Origin of the sequence: Yoonia sp. BS5-3 (assembly GCF_038069655.2) — a bacterium.
Taxonomy (GTDB): domain Bacteria; phylum Pseudomonadota; class Alphaproteobacteria; order Rhodobacterales; family Rhodobacteraceae; genus Yoonia; species Yoonia phaeophyticola.
Genome location: NZ_CP150951.2, coordinates 1,495,106 through 1,514,629 on the forward strand (window position 1 = coordinate 1,495,106; position 19,524 = coordinate 1,514,629).

21 protein-coding genes are annotated in these 19,524 nt (G+C 53.2%); 13 read left to right on the top strand and 8 right to left on the bottom strand.

Annotated elements, in window-relative coordinates:
• The first annotated feature begins 34 nt into the window (after positions 1-34).
• The 3 genes from flaF to AABB29_RS07615 are packed head-to-tail and all read left to right on the top strand — an operon-like array spanning position 35 to position 1,604.
• Positions 35-409: a flagellar biosynthesis regulator FlaF gene (flaF, locus tag AABB29_RS07605; protein WP_341367506.1), complete on the top strand. Its 375-nt coding sequence runs from the start codon at positions 35-37 to the stop codon at positions 407-409.
• A complete protein-coding gene (gene flbT / locus AABB29_RS07610; RefSeq protein ID WP_341367505.1) occupies positions 409-813 on the top strand; it encodes a flagellar biosynthesis repressor FlbT in 405 nt (134 codons plus the stop codon). Before flaF ends, flbT begins: the two co-directional genes overlap by 1 nt.
• The gene (locus tag AABB29_RS07615; protein WP_341367504.1) at positions 810-1,604 is read left to right on the top strand and encodes a DUF1217 domain-containing protein; all 795 of its coding nucleotides are present in this window, start codon (positions 810-812) and stop codon (positions 1,602-1,604) included. Before flbT ends, AABB29_RS07615 begins: the two co-directional genes overlap by 4 nt.
• Positions 1,605-2,268: 664 nt before the next feature.
• Here AABB29_RS07615 and AABB29_RS07620 read toward each other — a convergent pair.
• From AABB29_RS07620 to AABB29_RS07630, 3 genes are all read right to left on the bottom strand, one after another.
• Positions 2,269-3,402 (bottom strand): TRAP transporter substrate-binding protein, encoded by a 1,134-nt coding sequence (locus tag AABB29_RS07620; RefSeq protein WP_373636857.1) that lies wholly within the window; start codon positions 3,400-3,402, stop codon positions 2,269-2,271.
• Between the two features lie 201 nt (positions 3,403-3,603).
• A complete protein-coding gene (locus AABB29_RS07625) occupies positions 3,604-4,158 on the bottom strand; it encodes a hypothetical protein (RefSeq protein ID WP_341367502.1) in 555 nt (184 codons plus the stop codon).
• 104 nt (positions 4,159-4,262) lie between these two features.
• Positions 4,263-5,336: a LysM peptidoglycan-binding domain-containing protein gene (locus AABB29_RS07630; RefSeq protein ID WP_373636858.1), complete on the bottom strand. Its 1,074-nt coding sequence runs from the start codon at positions 5,334-5,336 to the stop codon at positions 4,263-4,265.
• Between the two features lie 342 nt (positions 5,337-5,678).
• Between AABB29_RS07630 and AABB29_RS07635 the strand changes: the two genes are divergently transcribed.
• A complete protein-coding gene (locus AABB29_RS07635) occupies positions 5,679-6,563 on the top strand; it encodes a helix-turn-helix domain-containing protein (protein ID WP_341367500.1) in 885 nt (294 codons plus the stop codon).
• Between the two features lie 18 nt (positions 6,564-6,581).
• Here AABB29_RS07635 and fliP read toward each other — a convergent pair whose 3' ends face one another.
• From fliP to fliF, 4 genes are read right to left on the bottom strand one after another with little or no spacing between them, the layout of a single operon-like run.
• Positions 6,582-7,310, bottom strand: coding sequence for a flagellar type III secretion system pore protein FliP (fliP, locus tag AABB29_RS07640; protein WP_341367499.1), 729 nt, complete (start codon positions 7,308-7,310; stop codon positions 6,582-6,584).
• A gap of 1 nt (position 7,311) precedes the next feature.
• A complete protein-coding gene (locus AABB29_RS07645) occupies positions 7,312-7,605 on the bottom strand; it encodes a FliM/FliN family flagellar motor C-terminal domain-containing protein (RefSeq protein WP_341367498.1) in 294 nt (97 codons plus the stop codon).
• Positions 7,598-8,158 (bottom strand): hypothetical protein, encoded by a 561-nt coding sequence (locus tag AABB29_RS07650; RefSeq protein ID WP_341367497.1) that lies wholly within the window; start codon positions 8,156-8,158, stop codon positions 7,598-7,600. The genes AABB29_RS07645 and AABB29_RS07650 overlap by 8 nt, the downstream gene beginning before the upstream one ends.
• A complete protein-coding gene (gene fliF, locus AABB29_RS07655) occupies positions 8,158-9,744 on the bottom strand; it encodes a flagellar basal-body MS-ring/collar protein FliF (protein WP_341367496.1) in 1,587 nt (528 codons plus the stop codon). The genes AABB29_RS07650 and fliF overlap by 1 nt, the downstream gene beginning before the upstream one ends.
• Positions 9,745-9,846: 102 nt before the next feature.
• Here fliF and fliL point away from each other — a divergent pair, with 102 nt between their 5' ends.
• The 9 genes from fliL to AABB29_RS07700 all read left to right on the top strand — a co-directional run bounded on the left by fliL (position 9,847) and on the right by AABB29_RS07700 (position 19,039).
• On the top strand, positions 9,847-10,341 hold the full coding sequence (gene fliL, locus AABB29_RS07660) for a flagellar basal body-associated protein FliL (RefSeq protein ID WP_373636859.1): 495 nt from the start codon (positions 9,847-9,849) through the stop codon (positions 10,339-10,341).
• 13 nt (positions 10,342-10,354) lie between these two features.
• Entirely contained in the window at positions 10,355-10,708 is a 354-nt protein-coding gene (locus tag AABB29_RS07665; RefSeq protein WP_341367494.1) for a hypothetical protein, read from the top strand.
• Positions 10,705-11,274: a magnesium transporter MgtE N-terminal domain-containing protein gene (locus tag AABB29_RS07670; protein ID WP_341367493.1), complete on the top strand. Its 570-nt coding sequence runs from the start codon at positions 10,705-10,707 to the stop codon at positions 11,272-11,274. The genes AABB29_RS07665 and AABB29_RS07670 overlap by 4 nt, the downstream gene beginning before the upstream one ends.
• Positions 11,275-11,358: 84 nt before the next feature.
• Positions 11,359-12,228, top strand: coding sequence for a flagellar motor stator protein MotA (gene motA, locus AABB29_RS07675; protein ID WP_341367492.1), 870 nt, complete (start codon positions 11,359-11,361; stop codon positions 12,226-12,228).
• Positions 12,228-14,447 (top strand): hypothetical protein, encoded by a 2,220-nt coding sequence (locus AABB29_RS07680; protein ID WP_341367491.1) that lies wholly within the window; start codon positions 12,228-12,230, stop codon positions 14,445-14,447. The genes motA and AABB29_RS07680 overlap by 1 nt, the downstream gene beginning before the upstream one ends.
• A gap of 248 nt (positions 14,448-14,695) precedes the next feature.
• A complete protein-coding gene (gene flhA / locus AABB29_RS07685) occupies positions 14,696-16,786 on the top strand; it encodes a flagellar biosynthesis protein FlhA (protein ID WP_373636860.1) in 2,091 nt (696 codons plus the stop codon).
• The gene (locus tag AABB29_RS07690; RefSeq protein ID WP_341367490.1) at positions 16,783-17,565 is read left to right on the top strand and encodes a flagellar biosynthetic protein FliR; all 783 of its coding nucleotides are present in this window, start codon (positions 16,783-16,785) and stop codon (positions 17,563-17,565) included. Before flhA ends, AABB29_RS07690 begins: the two co-directional genes overlap by 4 nt.
• Positions 17,562-18,641, top strand: coding sequence for a flagellar type III secretion system protein FlhB (locus tag AABB29_RS07695; protein ID WP_341367489.1), 1,080 nt, complete (start codon positions 17,562-17,564; stop codon positions 18,639-18,641). Before AABB29_RS07690 ends, AABB29_RS07695 begins: the two co-directional genes overlap by 4 nt.
• Entirely contained in the window at positions 18,641-19,039 is a 399-nt protein-coding gene (locus tag AABB29_RS07700; protein ID WP_341367488.1) for a hypothetical protein, read from the top strand. The genes AABB29_RS07695 and AABB29_RS07700 overlap by 1 nt, the downstream gene beginning before the upstream one ends.
• Here AABB29_RS07700 and AABB29_RS07705 read toward each other — a convergent pair.
• On the bottom strand, positions 19,027-19,521 hold the full coding sequence (locus AABB29_RS07705) for a flagellar basal body-associated FliL family protein (RefSeq protein ID WP_341367487.1): 495 nt from the start codon (positions 19,519-19,521) through the stop codon (positions 19,027-19,029). The genes AABB29_RS07700 and AABB29_RS07705 overlap by 13 nt on opposite strands.
• Positions 19,522-19,524 lie beyond the last annotated feature (3 nt).

The window sequence follows — 19,524 nt, forward strand, 5'->3', positions numbered from 1 at the left end:
CGTCTCGTTCAATATTGTCCCGGAAGGACCTCTCGTGAACGTCATAGAACAAGCCCGGCAAGCATATGCCCCGACCCAAGCAGCAATTCGATCTGATCGATCAATCGAAGCGCAGCTGATCAGCCAAATCACAGCCCGGATGCGTCAAGCCAACGCATCAGCTCCGTCGAACTTTCCTGCATTGATCACGGCTGTTCACGAAAACCGCCGGATGTGGACGGCTCTCGCGGCAGATGTTGCCGATCCGGACAATGGATTACCCAACGCATTGCGGGCGCAGATATTCTATTTGGCTGAATTTACGGAACATCACAGCCGTCTCGTCCAACAGAAAAAAGCCGACATTACAGCCCTTATCGAAATCAATACTGCCATCTTGCGCGGTCTGAACGGGCAAGGGACAACGTGATGTCAGGCCTGGTGCTAAAACTGAATCCAAAGGAACGGGTACTAGTCAATGGCGCGGTCATTGAAAATGGTGACCGGCGCAGCAGGTTGTCGATTCTCACGCCGAATGCGAACATTTTGCGGTTACGAGATGCGATCCGGCCAGACGAAGCGAACACGCCTGTCCGGCGGGTCTGCTACATCGCGCAGCTGGTTCTGTCGGGCGATGTCTCTGAAGAAGATGCGCAGTTTCAACTTTTGCGTGGTATTGAGCAACTCAGTCAGGCTTTACGGGATGAAGACAGTCGAACGCATCTCGATACTGCGACGGAGCATGTCAATCAGCATGATTTCTACCGAGCCTTAAAGGCATTGCGAAACCTCCTGCCGCGTGAAACTCGGCTCCTTTCTGGACGTATGACATGAGCTTTCAACCTGTTGTTCCCCTCACCGGCTATGTCGGTTGGCGTTTTCTTGAGCGCACGATTGAAGCGCAGCAAACAGCTTTTGCCGAAAGCGCACCGGTCGAAAGGGCAACGAGTTATTTCCGAGAAAATATTGGAAACGTTGTGACGGCCGAAGAACTTGTAAGCGATCGCCAACTCTTATCAGTTGCATTGGGTGCATTTGGGCTGGATGATGACATTGATAACAGCTTTTTCATCAAAACGATCCTTGAGGAAGGCACCTTGGATGATGACGCGTTGGCCAATCGCTTGGCGGATACCCGTTATTCCGACTTTAGCCGCGCATTTGGTTTTGGCGACCTGGGTATTCCACGTACAATCCTTAGCACATTTGCCGATGAGATTGTTGATCGTTTCGAAGATCGCCAATTCGAAGCAGCGGTTGGTGAACAAGATAACGACCTTAGGCTTGCCATGAATGTTGATACTGCTGTCGGTGATGTACTGGCAAATGCCAGCACGACCGAAGGTCAGTGGTTCGCCATCATGGGTAATGCTCCGCTGCGAAGCGTGATTCAAACTGCCTTAGGCCTGCCCGACAGCATCGCCAGCATCGACATCGACAAGCAGCGGGAAATATTCCAGGAACGGGCTACATCGGTTCTGGGAACCGATGATGTATCCGAACTTATCGATCCCGACATGCAAGAGAAGTTGATACGGCTGTTCCTTGTCCGATCCGAGGCGGCGGCGATCAATATTTCATCCGGTTCCTCGACGGCCCTTACATTGTTGCAGTCCGCTGTTTGATGCTTGAGAAAGCCGGCCGCTTTGACGTAATTGAAGTCCGAGCTTCTTGATGTCCTTATTTTGTGTCAGTTACATGACGAACTCTAAGTTTCATAGACTACCAAAATTCCTCTCGCTGATCAGTTTGGAGGCCTTAGACTGCTAATTCTTGCATGGAACGTCCGTGCCTCTCTAGGGCAGCACTCTTTGTTCTGTGGTGGATATCACGGTACAGGCCGGAGCGTTCAAAGCTCCCGACCTGATCTCGATAGAGTCCGCCAGTTTAGGCCAGCTCTGCTCAAATTTTCGTCTTCCTTTGATAGGCTCGCATATTCCACGCGTCCCACCCGCACGAGGCCTGAATGCGGTCCGCTGTATGAAATCTCATAGCGTATCTATTTTCGAGCACGAATCTGTGGCCATCGCCAAGGGCATTAAACCAGACATTCGATATGCGCAGCAACGGAGCTGGTGATTGGCTTGCGGTCACCCTTGTTGCCTTAGCTGATGTCTGGAAACTGGCAGCGAGGAAACAATTGGTGGGCCGGTAGCCAATACTAATCCAAACGACAATCTAGTCGGCGTTTAAGTCAGTTATTTCCAAAGTCGATAATTATGTCTCGTTTGGACACAGCATAGGCCTTAAGGGAGAGCCTGACCATGTTTGGCAAGGCTCTCACACCTCTTACTGTCTCGTGTATTCGGCGATCATCGTGCGCGCACTACCAAGAAGGGCCTCTGCATCGATACCAACAACGCCTGCTTCGTCGACCCAACGCTGGACGGTGGCATCAAATGGTACCGTAAGCGCGGCGGTCGCTTCGGGGGTCATCTGCGTTACGTCGTTCCCAGCGTCCAAAGCGCGTTGGATGCCAATGGGTTCGATATTGTTCCAAGCCTCGCCCATGTCGGCTGCAATCGCGGCGCCTGAATGATCGTCGATTATCTTCCGGAGGTCGTCGGGCAGCGAGTTGTATGCATCAAGGTTCATTGCGAACAGAAAAGTCGACGTACCAAAGCGTGCCCCGTCTGCCATTTCAACTGATGTGGACGTCAAATCGGCAAGCCCGAGAGGGATAGCAACTTCGAAGGGGACAAGACCGGCGTCGACGGCTCCTCTTGATAATGCTTGTGGCAATGCCGGCACTGGCATGCCAACTGGCTCTGCGCCCATTTCCTCTAGCATCCACGCACCCGTCCGCGAGGGGCTACGTATTTTGAGACCGTCAAAATCAGCAAGGCTATTTACAGTGCCATCACCAAAATGAAGGGCATTCCCTGCGTGAACATGCACCAGTAGCGGGTGAATACCAACGTAATCGGGCAACAGGATTTCCATCAAGTCTTGGATCGCCAAGTTGGTGGCGCGAGCATCGCTGAGATGGATGCCCGGTAACTCAAAGACTTCGGTACGAGGGAAGGTGCCGGGTGTGTACCCTGGCAGTGTCCAAACTATGTCGGCAACACCATCGCGCACCTGGCTGTAAAGTTCTGGCGGCGTTCCCCCCAACGACATGGCAGGAAAGATCTCAAAAGCGATACGACCGTTTGAGGCCTCTTCAATAGACTGCGCCCATGGCTCAATCAAAACTGTCTGAGCTGGGGCTTGTGGGCTCAGAAAGTGGTGGATCGAAAACGTGAACTCTTGTGCATAGGCTGCAGTAGAAAGAGCAAAAGTCGCCATGCCGACGTTTGCATATACAGCCAAGCGTTTCAAAATATTCATCTTTTTCTCCATGATATTTGCCGTCATGATCGCGCTGCAATCGTGTTTGAGAGTTTGCGCGGCATCGCCGCGGATACTGTATGGTCTTTTCATTCTATGATGCTCTCATGGGAAAGGCGGTCGTGTCAGATAGCCGAAACCAGAGGCCAACGCCACACTCGCATGTGGGATACTCGTTTCGCATCGTTGAGTAGGCGCCCTCGCCGTTAAGATGTTGGCCTTGTGACATTCCGTTTTCCTCGATCAACCCCATCAAAGCCCAGTTAATCCAACCAAAGCTATGGCGTGTTCCTCTTAGGGACATGCATCCCCGTCACAATCAAATATGCTGGCATCCACCCGAATCTCTCCGAGCTGATCGACATTAACGATGTATGCGCCATTTTCCATGCGGACTAATTTCCCCTCAATCGTTGTCGCTCCGTTTGTCAGGGTTACGTCGCGGCTGAGTGGTGGTTGAGGTACAACACAGCCGTCACCGTCGCATGTTGCTAAGGTCGCATCGATGCGCACCTCACCGATATCTGTTGCCAAAACATATTCGTTGTCGACAAAATCGATGAGATTGCCCGACACGCTGAACGCGCCGTCAAGCGCGGTGAGCCTGACCGGAGCGCTCGGCACTTCAAGCACTGTCTCCTCCGGACAGGCGCTGCCGATGCATGATACATCCTGCGCAGGTATTGCAATCAGTCCAACCGACGCTTGTATACGAAAAACGTCGTTTTCGAATGCAATGAGCTCGCCTGAGACGCCACTCCCATCATCATATTTTAGGGTTACTTGATTGATCCCTTGCGCTGCTCCCGTCGTCGCCAGCATAATAGACGCGAAAACTAATGTTCGCATTGTTGAACCCCTGAGTAGTCCTGCGGCTGGTCGTTTTCAGCCCTGTTTCGCAGATTGCTAGCCCTCACTTGGGCGCACGATATTATTGGTGAGACGGCAAGCCACTAACCAGCGGCTTGCCTGAACTCGACCATGTGGCGTCTAACGGTTTGAAACCAAAGACCAGATTCCTTGATATTTTTTAAGCCGCTGTTGATTGATGCGAGAATGTCTGCGCCGTGCGGATTATCCTTCGCAATTGTTGCGTGAAAGAAGTCGATATATGACAAGTCATCATGCAGTTGAACGTTATCTTCTACGCCCAACGCGGCAATATGTGCGTTCGCAACTTCAACGGCGACCAGCGCCACATCGACATTACCTGACGCGAGTAATTCAATACAGCCCTTTGCATCAGTTGCGCGTATGATTTCAACTTGCGGCTCGACGAGATTGACGGCTTCAAGTGGCACCAATGTGTAACCTTCTGCACGGCAAATTGTTTTGCCTAACAGCTCTTGGTGATCCTGATAGCCCGGGTTACTGGCCGCTGAATAGTAGCCGAAAATCTCTTCATACATTGGGTCGCTGAAGTCAAATTTGCTGCACAGGAAATCTGACTCTGCGCCAAGTTGTCCAGCATTTTCGCAATCGGGCCGGAGTTGCCCAAAGCTGACGTCGTATGCTTGCTTTGTTAGCAGCGGATCGAGATGCGCCCCGACATCATTGATGAAATCAATTTCGTATTCGACTTGATCGTCGGAATTAACCAATGCCAACTCGATAATCTCGGTTAACAACCCACCCTGTGGGTTATCCTCGTCGAGAAACGGCCGCCATCCGCCTGCCGCGACAACTTCGATAGGCGTGTCCTGTTGGTCGCCAGGAGTTTCAGAAGCAGCGCCATCGGCCGCTCGATCAACCGCACCTGCATCGCCCAGACATGGAATATACAAGCGCTGCCCGATGCGGATGATGCCGGGGTTTGGACCAATCACGTCACGATTGGCATCGTATATAACATTGAAACTGTTCAAATTGCCGTAAGCACGCTGCGCGATTCCCGAAAGAAAATCGCCACCGCGGACGGTGTATTCTGTATCGCAGCTGATGCTTTGTGCGCTCGCGGATGTTGTGAGCGCACCCACGGCTGCTCCGGCTACCAAAACTGTTAAACTTCGCATTTGGTCAAACCTCATGGCGTTCAGTTAATCCCTTTTTCCCGGAAGGACATCAATCACAATACCAAACTGACATTGCACGATTATCCACCCATTCTCTGATAGAGCGAACCAATCACGGAACAGCCCCTTCCAACAGCCCCCACTGCCCCAGAAACAACTCTGGACTTCGCCTTTCAGAAGTTTCGACGCAAATCTTCTAGGCAATAATAAACAACCCAACTACGGGTTTATCGATACCCTCTGAATTGATCCCCAACGTATCTTTCGACCATTGTTGAAACAGTGGCGTTTCACGCATTGTGTTGTACTATCCGATCATTTTGAATAGAGTTTCAGAACGATAGCAAAGGTTAAAAAATGCAGCGCGGCATCCCCAATTACGAGTTATATGGTGAGTTGCTCGCAGGGCAGGCACCTGATCCGATCCATTTGGAACCGATCCGTGAACGTAGCAGTAAGCATGATTGGACCATCAACGTTCACGCCCATAGGCGGCTTGCCCAGATTTTCTTATTCCGCACAAGCGGCGTATATTTCAATGTTGGCGAAGTCAGACATTTAACGTCTGAGCCCGCCCTGCTTGTCGTTTATCCGGGTATTCCCCACGGTTTCCGTTTTACCGAAGACGTTGTTGGGGATGTATTAAGTATTCAAACGGATCGGATGCCCAGTGTGTTGTTGGATCGCTTGGCAAGGTTTGCGAATCCAACGGGGGCATTCTTCTCCGGGCCGGAAACACAGTGCTTTGAGGACATCGTTATCCTATTCGATCAACTTCGTAAAATATATCACCGATGGGAAAATCAACGTGCCGCGATCATCGCGACCCTTGTTGATCTTATAACGCTGTATCTTGCGGGCCAACAGTGCGACAGTGTATCTCCAACGCGGGCAAAACCCGGGGATATCATCGTTAGGCAAGACAGCAGAGCGCAGACTTTTTGTGAGTTGCTAGAAGAGAATTTTCGCGACCATTGGACAGTGTCGGATTATGCATGCCGTATGGGATTGTCCGCCTCTCATCTCACCCGAATTTGTCGTGAATTGCTGCACGCTCCCCCGAATGCTCTTGTCCGACAAAGGCGCATTCTCGAAGCAAAACGTTTGCTGGAATATACCTCTTTACCACTTTCAGAAATTGCGCATCGCAGTGGGTTTCGTGACACAGCCTTCTTCAGCCGTACTTTTAAGTCTTTCGTTGGTGTGGCGCCAAATGCATATCGCTCAAGTTTGGATCGGTAAGCCTGCGAACGGCAGGTGCTAGCTATAGCTTTGCACGAGGCTCGATGCGATCAATCCCCATCCATCAGCAACCACGAAAAACGCCAGTTTGAACGGTAGTGATACGATCGCGGGCGGAACCATCATCATCCCCATCGACATCAGTACAGCGGCCACAACGAGGTCAATGATCAGGAAGGGAATAAAAATCAGAAAACCTACCTGAAATGCGCGTTCCATTTCGCTTAGCAAAAACGAAGGGATCAGCACTGAAAGTGGCGCGTCATCGAGTGTGACTTGGTTGTCCACATCCGGGCGGAGCTCTGCCAAGGCGATGAAGGTGTCAGCGGCGATACGTGATGACATAAAGGTTCGCAGCGGGTCCATGGTGCGAAAGAATGCCTCTTCTAATGGCATCCCATCGTTCAAAAGTGGGTCAATCCCGTTTTGCCAAGCCTCCAAAAAGACCGGCTCCATGACGAAATAGGTTAGGAACATCGCCAGGCTAATCAATAGCATATTGGGTGGTGATTGCTGTAGGCCAATGGCCTGACGCAAGATTGCGAATACTGTGACGATAAAGGGAAAGCACGTCACCATGATCGCGATCCCCGGCACGATGCTGAGCACGGTGATCAACACTAACAGCTGGACCGAGCGCGTCGCCAGTGAGCCTTCATCGCCGAAGGTTATGGCGACCTCTTGCGCGAAGACAGGGTTTGCCACGCAGACCGCAATAAGCCCTACAGCCAAGCCAATGGCGCGCATGCTAGTCAAGCTCACCTTGCTCGGATGCGACCTCAGTCAACCGAACAGCGAGCTGGCCTGGCTCGCCCCCTTCCATCTCTTGCAGCTCGCCTCTCGCGATGAGCCTTTCCCCGACATAGAGCTCGACCGGATCATCGATCCGTTTGTCCAACGGCAGGACGGCATTTTCCCCAAGGCTTAGCAAGTCACGGACCAGCGGGCGTGCCTTGCCGACGCAGACGCAGATTTCGATCGGAATCTTGTGCAGCGGATGATCTTCGCTGGCGCGGGGGATCTCATTTTCGGTGTCATCCATTGGTTTTTGTCCTGTTTTCTTCCTGATAAAAGGCCCCCAGCGTTTCGGTGATCGCCGACAATAGGCCATCAATATCCAGCAGCGTTTCCGTGCGCTGATGTCCGATCCAGGCGGCATGTTCGCTTAAGCTGGGGTCGTCATGTAGGATGACTTGGGTCGCTGTCTGCTCCACCGCCGTTTCCACTGCCGCACGCTGGCCGGGATGAACATGCAGATTGATTGCCGCTGACGCGTCTTGCTCTGCGGTCTGCATCAGCAAATCTGCTAGTTGACCTGCAAACCCTTCGGCAACGCAATGTGGTAGAACTTTTTCGACCACTGCTCTGAGAAGCGGGGTGAGCGAGCCGATGATTTCGTTGCGGGCCTCCACATATCCGAAATCAAGGTTTCCGATGTTTTGTACCAATTCAGCATTGAGCGCCCCGATTTCAGCCTGTGTTTGCGCAATCCCGGCTTGCAGACCTTCTTCATAGCCCTCTTCAAATGTCCTGAGTGGGGCGATTTCTTCTGTTTCCACATCATCAAAGGACTCAAGTGTAAGCGCATGACCCATCACGCTTTCTCCTGTGCTGTTGGACCTTCAATCCAGTCCTGCAAAATCTGTATGGATTCCGTTTCGCGTTCGGCAATCACTTGTCGTAGACGGGTTACCGGGTCTTCTTCGAAGTCATCCACGACTCCCATCTCACCCATCGTATCAAATGATGCTGTGGCCATTTCAAAGGCTGGAGGTTCGGAGTCGTCGGTCAAGGCGGGTAATGCATCCGGTGCCGAAAGTTGCCCGGGCGGTGCCAAAATTGGCCGGACGACAAATAGCCCCAGTATCAAAGCCACAACCGCCAAGACGCCGATTTGTATAAGTTGCATTGTGTCGAGCGGTAAAGCAGGCGCATTTTCAGCCACTTCTGTTCCTAGGGGCGCCAAAGGTTCGAAAACCATCGATTGCAAGGTGATGACATCACCGCGTGCCGCATCAATACCTACCGCTGCCGAGACGAGCTCTTTTAACGCTTCAAGCTCTTCATCTGGTCGGGGTGTTGTTGTGGTTGTGCCATCGTCCGCGATACTAGTAACCCCGTTGACAAGCACAGCGACCGTCATCCTTTTTACCGCCCCTGGCGCCCGCAGCAATTGGCGTTCCGTTTCCGAAATTTCGTAATTGGTCAGAGTCCGGCTTTCGCTTGTTTCATTGGCTGAGCCGCCGCTGGCGCCGCCTGCGTCACCATCAGGTAAGTTTGACGCAACGGTGACATCGCGGCCGCGGTTATCGCTGGATGTACCGGCGCTTTCAGTCACGTCGGTACTGATCGCGATCCGGCTGTCGGGGTCTACAACCCGTTCTGTGATCGACTCTGTTTCAGTGATCGTCTCAAGTGACAGCTCCACAACCGCATTGCCAACACCGACCCGCGCGGCGAGCAGTCGTTCGGCTCGTTGTCGCAGCGCATCGGCTCTTTCATCTCCGCTGGGGCTTAGCACATTGCCATCCGCATCTGACATCAGCCCGCCATCATCATCAATGATTGCAACCGATTCGGGTAAAAGGCCGGGAACGGCAGAGCCAACCAAATATTGCAGGGCTTTGACATGTGGCCCGGACAGTGTTCCACCGGCTGTTGTCACCGTCACCGCCGCTGTTGGCGCCTGATCGCGTTGAAATGGGCGAGATGCCGGGGTTGAAATATGAACGCGCGCTGCCCGTATATGTGGGCTGGCGAGTATGGTGCGGGCCAGTTCGCCTTCTTTCGCGCGCCAATAGGCGGCATCGAACATTTGCGATGTCGTACTGAACCCGGATAGGGAATCAAGCAGCTCATAGCCCTGACTGCCCGTCGCGGGTAGCCCCTCTCCTGCAAGGCTCATCCGCAGGTTATCGCGTTCGGCCGTAGCCACATAAATCCCACCGCCACGCACTTCATAAAGAACGCCGCGCTGGTCTAAAGCTGCGATCACATCGCCGGCAACCCGCGCCTCAAGCCCGCCAAACAAAAGCGACATGTCCTTTGTTCCCGCACCCCGCGCGAGCGTAAGAACAGCCGCGAAGACTGCAATTGTTGCAACAATAACAAAGACACGACGCCGAGCATCAAGCGCGGTCCAGACGGTACTGAGGCTTTGCAAACTAGTTCTCCATAACATTGGCGTTCTGCCGAATGTTCTCTGTTTGGCCCAGTAGCCTTAACAATCGGTTAGGGCTTGTCAGTTTATGACCATTACATCGCAATTCTGAGAGGCAGCACCATGTCGACACCAGCTGATTCCCCCGATCCGGCTCCTAAGAAGGGATCCAAGATGCCTTTGATCATAGGGCTCGTCTTGGCGCTCGTCGGGGGCGGCGGCGGTTTTTTCGCTGTGCAATCGGGGTTGATCGGCGGCAGTGAATCTGTCGAAGAGGTGGCGGATGAACACAATACTGGCAGCGTAGAGCCGCCTGAAGCCTTGGCTTTTGTTGCTATCGATCCGCTGGTCATTTCGTTGCCCTCGTCGGGCGGGCGCGATCATTTACGCTTTGCTGCGCAGCTTGAGGTTACCCCCGACTATGTGGCTGAAGTTGAGGCCATTAAGCCACGCATTGTGGACGTGCTGAACGGTTATCTTCGCGCCGTGGAGTTAAGTGAATTGGAAGATCCAACAGCTTTGATCAAGCTCAGAAGCCATATGTTGCGCCGCGTGCAGGTTGTCGCCGGCGAAGGTCGCATAAAGGACCTTCTGATCATGGAATTTGTCTTAAGTTGAGAGGACGATAAAGATGATACTCATTGCAGATATTCTGCTTGTCGCTGGGGCGCTGGGCGCAGGTTTTTATTGCTACGTCCTATCGCGTAGATTGCGGCGTTTTACCGACCTTGAAAAGGGTGTTGGTGGTGCCGTGGCCGTCTTGTCGGCACAGGTTGATGATTTGACTAAGACGCTCAATCAGGCCCAATCGACAGCAAAATCTTCCGTCGATCGACTAGATGATGTCAGCGCGCGTGCCGAATCGGCGTCGCGTCACTTAGAGCTGTTGGTCGCTTCTTTGCATGATCTGCCTGAGCCTACCGCACAGTCGGCCGACAGTCCGTTCTTTGTGCGGCGGCCAAATGGTACCGGAGCACACCAGTGACACGCCAGATTAGACGGCGGCGGGGCCGTGGTACGTTGCATTTGATCGCGGGGCTATTAGTCGCCTCAGCTATCGTCCGAATAGGCGCGCAGTCCGGTCCGGCACTCGCCGAAGGCGCAACAATGGCAACCGAGGTCGAGCCGGAAACTACTCCGCCGGTTGAAACAGATGCTTTGCTGGCAGCATTTCAGGCCCGAGAGGCACGTTTGGTCACGCAGGAGGCGCAATTGCGTGACAGACTGCAGGCCCTACGTGTGGCCGAGGTTGAAATCGAAGAAAAGTTACAGGCGCTCCGCGATGCCGAAGAGGCGTTGAGCGCGACAATTGCCTTGGCAGAAAGTGCGTCTGAAACGGACCTCGCGCAGCTGACAACAGTCTACGAGAACATGAAGCCAAAAGATGCTGCCGCCCTTTTTGAGGAAATGACACCTCAATTTGCTGCAGGGTTTCTGGGGTTAATGCGGCCAGATGCTGCTGCACAAATCATGACCGAGTTGGAGCCTGAAACCGCCTATTCCTTTAGCGTCGTTCTGGCAGGGCGTAACGCAAATGTCCCGACACAATAGCCGCTGATAGAACATTAACATCTTTGCGATATCCGTCGTCGTAGGGTCAGTTTTTTGACGATACGATGAAGGGAACAAAACGACATGATTGGCATCATTGGTGTTGTAATCGTTTTTGTCACTGTCTTTGGGGGCTACCTGCTAGCGGGCGGGAAGATGGGAATCATCCTCAAATCGCTGCCGTTTGAGATGATTATGATTTGTGGCGCAGCCATCGGCGCATTCACCATCGGGAATGACAATTCGACTATCAAACACACGCTCAAAGACTTGGGTAAGGTGTTTAAGGGCACGAAATGGCAAGCCCAGGACTATAGTGATCTTCTTTGTCTGTTGTTTGAATTGATCCGCGTGGCGCGATCAAACCCTGTTGCCCTAGAAGGACATATTGAAGGGCCCAGCGAATCGCCCATCTTCAGCAAGTATCCCAAAATTCTCGGGGACACAGAAGCGATTGCCCTGATTTGTGATACGTTGCGATCCGCCTCCATGAACTATGACGACCCCCACCAGGTTGAAGAAATTCTTGAAAAGCGCATCGAGGCGACCTTGCACCACAAGATGCATTCCACCCACGCACTACAAACCGTTGCTGATGGCCTTCCGGCCCTTGGGATCGTCGCTGCGGTTCTGGGGGTGATCAAGACGATGGCGTCCATTGATCAGCCCCCCGAAGTTTTGGGAAAGTTGATTGGCGGGGCTTTGGTTGGAACTTTCTTGGGGGTCTTTTTAGCCTACGGTCTTGTCGGCCCCTTTTCGAACAAGGTGAAGGCAGTTATCGAAGAAGATGCGCATTTCCATCAGGTAATCCGCGAGGTTCTGGTCGCAAATCTATATGCGCATGCTCCGAATATTTGCATCGAAGTTGGGCGTCAAAATATGCCCAGCCATTATCGGCCAAGCTTTTCCGACATGGAAGAGGCTTTGAAGTCCGCAAAGCAGGAAGCAGCGTAATGCGTTTGTTTTTTGTATTCTTCTTTGCGGTCCTCCCCCTTGTCGCTATCGCACAACAAGTGCGCGTACAAACTGGCGAGCATAGCTCGTTCACCCGTGTTGTTGTAACACTTCCCCTGGACACTGAATGGCAATTGGGGCGCAATGATGCGGGATATCTCCTTCGTCTATCAGGTGTTGAAGGTTACGATTTGGCGCGCTTTTTTGACTTGATACCACGGACCCGGATCGTTGATGTGTCGCAGGGCAATCGTGCTGGCGATTTAGAATTAGATCTGGGCTGTTTGTGCTATGTGGACGCGTTCTTGGACGGTGAACGTTTCTTAGTCATGGACTTCCGTAATGGTGTTGCCCCGGAAACAGCCGCATTTGAAACATCGCTTGAGCCTCAGGTTCTCGCACCTGTGGAAGCAAGTTTACCTTCTCGAACCGGGCCCTCAATCTCCATTGGTAGGCGTCTTTTGCCGGTTACATTTTCGCAAGATGAGAAAGTAGCCGAGCCTCTGAATGAAGAATTCCCCGCGCAGCAACCGACAGGTACTGATGATCAACCGTCAGACAGTGCACCCCGCGATGAGGCATCGGGCCTTTCAGAACTAGAGCAATCAATCACCAGAAGCCTTTCCCGAGGGCTATCACTTGGCGTGTTGGAAGCTGACTTAATGACGCGCGAAGGTGAAGAGCAGGCTTTACGGTTCGGCGATTTACCCTCTCCTGGTCTGCAAACCAGATCCGGCATCGATTTGACAGCCATTCCTCCCGATCCAGTCATTGCGACCAATCAGGAAGGGAGTACCTGTCTGCCGGACAGCTACTTTGATGTGCGTAGTTGGGGCGACGATCGGGCCTTTTCCGAGCAACTTGGCGATGCTCGGATGGAACTTGCCGGAGAGTTCGACGGGATGGACGAAACATCAGTTTTGGCGCTCGCGCGCCTGTTCGTATATTTTGGTTTTGGTCGCGAGGCGATCCAGACTTTGGCGCTTGACGGGGCCCAGTCCAAAGAGCGCGAATATCTTACAGCGATTGCGCGGATTGTTGATGACGAGTACGTAAGATCGAATTTATTCTCCGGACAGGTCAGTTGTACATCTTCAGTTGCGCTTTGGGCCATGCTCGCCAGCGGTAGGGGGCCCTTGGATGGCCAAGCGGATGCAGCTTCAATCATGCGTGCTTTCAAAGATCTGCCCGTGGGTTTGCAAGCTCATCTAGGCTCAAAACTTTCAGAGCAATTTTTAGCAATTGGTGATGAGGACAGTGCTTTGCAGGTGCTTAGACCGGCAAGCGCGGCTGAGGTGCCAACTGTTGATACGCAGCTGGCTGAGATGGCATTGAAGCGCAGCCTTGGCGAAACAGACCAGGCTATATCGGATCTGGCCAACCTCGCAAGGACCGAGGTGACACCGGAAACAATGCTAAGACTATTGGACGCCATTCGGTCTGGTGACATCGAAGCGCAGGAATCGGACTTCTTAGTTGCGGACGCACTGCGGTTTGAAAATGCGACGATACCCGAAGCGGAACAACTGGGGGAAGCCCAAGTACGTGCTTACTTGGCGGGCGATGACTTTTCGGCCGCGCAAGCTTTGATAGATGAACTGGCGGCCCAAATTGAAGAAGACATGCTTGATCCTTTGAGAAACGATTTTGCTACTGCGGCCACTGCGCGGATGTCAAATGCAGAATTTCTGCAATTCGCACTTAATGAAACCCAACGGCCAACCACAGAAATCACGAAGGTCGATATGGCCCAACGGTTGCTTGAGCTTGGTTTTCCCGATCAAGCCGATGAACTTGTAAGTGGCGCCATGGTACCTGATATTTCCACAGACTTGGCCAAACTAAAGGCCGAGATCGCGCTAGCTAAGCGAGATGGTAATTTGGCTCTGTCCTATCTGGATTTTGCCGAGGTCGGTGTAGACGATCCGCTTCGTATCGCCGCGTTGGACATTCTAGCGGGCCTTCCAGCCTTGGCGAATGTCGTTGACGACGCGCAGCCAGAACAACAATTCTGGCGCCGGGGTGAGTGGGCTGCCTTGACTACATCGGAAGACCCTTTGTTACGCTACGCCTCTGAGGCAGTGTTGACCGAAACAGAGCCTGAATTGTCTGCGGCAAGACCTTTGGACAGTAGCCGCCAGTTGCTCGATGAAGCCGCGCGATCCCGAGCAGTTGTCACTGAGCTTCTGGATCGTTTTACATCCCCCGCAGATTTCTAAGCTATGGTTGTGAATTACAAATTATAAACCATTAGCTCATAGCTTGAGGTCGGTAAGCAGTAGAAAGTGCAATCCGACATGTTTGGCAGAATGCCAGAGCAGAGCTTTGTTGTGACGGTTTGTGACGTCTTCACGTCATATGCATTCCTAGATGGTTGGCCTCAACTAGGTTGCAATGTGATGCGCATACCCAGCGCATCGTTCAAATTTGTCACGGCAGGTTTGCTATCAAGAAACGGGCATTTCTGATGGTCGGCCTGTCGCTACGCGAAATGTTTCAACCAACGATCCTTTTGGCACTGGCTTTGATGGCAGTTATCGTGATGATGATTTTGCCGATGCCATCCTGGGTGCTTGATATAGGTTTGGCCGCCTCGTTTGCGTTAGCAATCTTGATGTTTACGGTCACGTTGTTCATCGACCGGCCACTAGATTTTTCCGCTTTCCCAACAGTTTTGCTGGCCTCACTCATGCTAAGGCTGTCACTAAACGTATCTTCGACCAAGTTGATTATTGGTGAAGGGCATACCGGTACAGATGCAGCGGGCGACGTGATCGAGGGCTTCGCGATGTTCGTCATGGGGGGCAACGTCTTACTTGGGCTCGTTGTCTTTTGTGTGTTGTTGATTGTGAATTTCGTGGTGATCAATAAAGGTGCAACGCGGATGGCTGAGGTTGGCGCGCGATTTGCATTGGATGCGATGCCGGGCAAGCAGCTGGCGATTGACAGCGATATGTCAGCTGGTGCGATTGATCATAATGAAGCCAAAGAACGACGTGAGCGCGAACAAGCCGAGACAACCTTTTTTGGATCGCTCGATGGTGCGTCGAAATTCGTCAAGGGCGATGCCATTGCGGGTTTGTTGATCACGGCGCTTAACCTCATCATGGGGTTGGTCATCGGTATTACCGTGCACGACATGCCTATCGGCTTGGCCTTTGAAACTTATGCGATTTTGACTGTGGGTGATGGTCTTGTTTCGCAAATCCCAGCCGTGGTGATTTCGATCGCTTCGGCACTCTTACTCGCACGGGGTGGGGCGACCGGGGCCACGGATTTGGCGCTTGTTGCGCAATTGGGGCGCCATCCCGCGGCAATTGCAACCGTCGCCGTTTTGATGGGACTGTTCGCCTTGGTGCCGGGTCTTCCATTTTTGCCATTTATGATCGGGGCGTTGACACTGGGCGGATGCGCCTTTGCGTTGTCCGCGGCGGCGGCCAGGGCGGAAGAAATGGCGGAAACTGCGCCAGTGTCGGCAGAAGAAGTTCCGCGCGAAGCATCGATGGGCGATGTGCTGGACCTTGATGATATCCATGTCGAATTCGCGCCGGACTTGGTGGATATGGTGCTTGATCCAGGTACAGGGTTGGATGCACGGATTGCGAATATGCGTAATCACGTAGCGACATCATTCGGGGTCGTGTTGCCGGAAATTCGGCTGACAGATAACGCTGCTTTGCCGCCCGGTTGCTATGTCGTGCATGTCCAAGGGGTTGAGCAGGTGCGCGACACGCTGAAATCTGATCAGGTTCTTGCGCTAATGAATGATGCTGCCCCGAACGCTTTGCCTGGTGAACAGGTGAGTGAACCGGTTTATGGCGCACCCGCACAATGGATTGATCCTACATTACAGGAAGAAGCAGCACTGGCTGGGCTTACGACGGTGCAGCCGACCGAGGTGCTTGCGACGCATTTACTGGAAATCGTGAAGCGAAATTTCCCTCGCCTTCTGACCTTAAAGGCATTGCGCCGCAGGTTGGACGAGATGCTGAACCTATCAGATCCAGCGCGGACCGAAGCAAACCGCAAAATGCTGGACGAGTTGATTCCGGACAAAGTGCCGGTCGATGTTTTGCTGTCAGTCCTGCGTCTCCTGCTGGAAGAACGCGTGTCCATTCGTAACCTGTCCTTGATCCTAGAGGCCACAGCTGAAGGTCGGCAGCTGTTTCAGACGGTTGATGGAATCACTGAACATGTGCGTCAGCGCCTTGGGTTTCAGCTCGTGGCTGAGATGCGTAGACCGGATGGGACAATCCCTTTGGTGCAACTTGCACCAGAATGGGAGGATACATTCACGACCTATGAAATCCGTACGGATCGGGGGGGCGGTGATGTTGCTTTGCCACCAGAGAATTTCAACCAACTGGCTGACGGTATAGCTGAAAAACTTGGGCAGGCGGCCGAGGCAGGCGCCTATGCTGCGGTGGTAACGTCGATGCGACGCCGCCGGTTCTTAAGGACGGTCATGGCAGCTAAGGGGATTATGAACCCGGTGCTGTCATTTGAAGAAATCGGCGTTGATGCAAGACCGGCTCTGGTCGGTCTGGTGCCCGCATGATCGAAGAACTTATGCCTTTGCTCCCGGTTTCACAGGCGGCGCTTTGGACAGGATTTGTCGTATTTATGCGCATTGGGGGATTGATGGCAGTCTTGCCTGCCTTTGGTGATCAGCCTGTGCCGATGCGTGTGCGCTTATTGCTGACGGTCATGTTTACAATTGTCGTTGCACCGTCCGTTGCAGGAAAGATTGGGCCGATACCAACGAGCGTTCTGCAAAGTGCAGCAATTTTTTTGCCAGAAGCCATGATCGGTCTCTTTTTTGGGATTTTCCTGCGCTTCTTTATCTTGGCGCTGCAAATTGCGGGGTCGATCGCGGCGCAATCGACATCCTTGTCACAGATATTCGGGGGCTCAACCGGCGTTGATCCGCAGCCGGCTATTGGGCATGTGCTGGTCGTTGCAGGAACGGCCTTGGCCGCCCTCTCGGGGTTACACGTGCAAGCGGCAGCCTACATGATCCATAGCTATAATATGGTACCGGTCGGGATGGCGCTAAGCCCTGAAACGGTTAGCATGATTGGGGTCGGTGAGGTGAGCCGGGCGTTCGGTCTTGGCTTTACCTTGGCTGCTCCATTCCTGATCGCATCGCTCATTTACAACGTCGTTCTTGGCGTCATCAATCGTGCGATGCCGCAATTGATGGTATCGTTTGTTGGTGCACCGGCAATCACGGCAGGCGGATTGGTGCTGCTGTTGTTGACGGCTCCGATCATTCTTGCAGTTTGGATGACGGCTTTTGAGCGTTTCATGTATCTGCCTTTTGAGGCTTGGCCATGAGCGGCGACCAAGACGAAAGTGACAAGCAATACGAGCCGACCCAGAAGAAACTGGACGATGCGCGCAAAAAGGGTGAAATCGCCAAATCAGCAGATCTGACGACGGCAGCTGCATATGGTGGTTTTCTGTTGGTTTGCATGACGATCGGGCCGGCAGCTTTGATCGGATTGAGCACTGCCCTGTCGGCAATGCTTGGTCAATCGCACGACCTGGCTCTCGCATTTTTCGCAGGCTCCGGGACAGCGCTTTCAGCGGGAATCCTCTCAGAGGTGTTTTGGGGCACTGCACCTTGGTTCGTACTGCCGGCAATCTTGGCGCTTTTGACGTTGATCGCGCAGCGCGCTGTTTTGTTCACGCCAAGTAAGCTCGCGCCCAAACTCAATCGCATTTCCCCGATTTCAGGGGCGAAAAATAAATTCGGGCGGCAGGGGCTTTTTGAGTTTGTCAAAAGCACGAGCAAGCTTGTGATCTACTCGGTCATTCTTGGATTTTTTCTGGCCGCGCAGATGGATCGGATCTTGGGCAGCATCCGTCTGTCGCCGGGCATGATTGTGGCCGAGCTTGGTCGGATGGTTGCGGGGCTTGCCGCCATTGTTCTTTTGGTCGCGTTGGTGCTGGGCGGGATCGATTTTCTTTGGCAACGGGCTGAGCATATTCGCAAGAACCGGATGAGTCGCAAAGAAATGACGGACGAGCACAAGCAATCCGAAGGTGACCCGGTTATGAAACAACAACGCCGCCAGCGCGCCCAAGAGATCGCGATGAACAAGATGCTGGCTGACGTTCCCAAGGCAGATGTTGTGATTGTTAACCCAACCCATTTCGCCGTCGCTTTGAAATGGGATCGCATGACAGATGCCGCTCCGATTTGTGTGGCCAAAGGCGTCGATGAAATTGCTGCCCGTATTCGTGAGCTTGCACATGAAAACGCCGTCCCGCTACATTCAGACCCTCCGACGGCGCGAGCGCTGCACGCGAGTGTCGATATTGGTCAAGAGATCAGCCCTGACCATTACCAAGCTGTTGCTGCGGCCATACGGTTTGCCGAAGCTGTGCGGAAGAAAGCGCGCCGCTGATGGGGGATGATATATCCGATCTGAAGGGGCTCACCGTGCTCTCGGGGCTTTCGTTCCGGGCAGCGCAGGCCCGCATGGCAGCATTATTGGAGCGTGAAGCGCGGTTGCGCCGAAACCTGTTGCAGCTTACCGAAAGCCGTTCTGCCCAGGCCCAAGCATCACGCGCCCCCGATGAGGCGGCTTTGGTGGCCGGGGCGGATATACGTTGGCATCATTGGGTCGACCAACGTCGCGCAGTCATCAATACCGAACTGGCGCAGGTTCTTGCATTACAAGAAAATTGCCGTGCTGCGCTGAAAGAGGCATTCGGCCGGGAACAAGCCGCCCAATCTCTTTTCGAACGGGCCGCGCGGGAGGGGAGCAGGAAGCGAAAACGCCAGGAGAATTACGAATCCTGACGTACAATGTCGATGATTAGAACATCGGTCACGATGTCCCCAGAAACGTCACGCGCAACGCGCATGAGGTCGTTTCGCAGTGCGCGCATATTTGTTCCGGCAGTGAAATTACCAGAGAAACCCCCGATATTTGCATGATCAAACATAACTTGCAGAAAACCATCACGCAGTTTTGGTTCAACGGCAAAGATGGCTGGCTGATTGCCTTCGGTTACCTCAATGCTAAGCGACAAGACAACCAATGCGGAAACACGCCCTTGCTCGACGACGGGAACGATGAACTGATTACTTAGTTTTGCATATTCGCGCGCTTCAGAAATCGGTTCTGGTGCAACCGCAGCCGTCATCGTCGCGGGGTCCCCGCAGGGATGCCCCTCGGCCAATTCATCGGGCAGCGGTTCAGGTTTCAGAACCAATCCAGCCCCAACGCCGGATCCTACGCCAACAAGCAACAGTAGAATTGGCAGCAACAATTTTTTCACGGA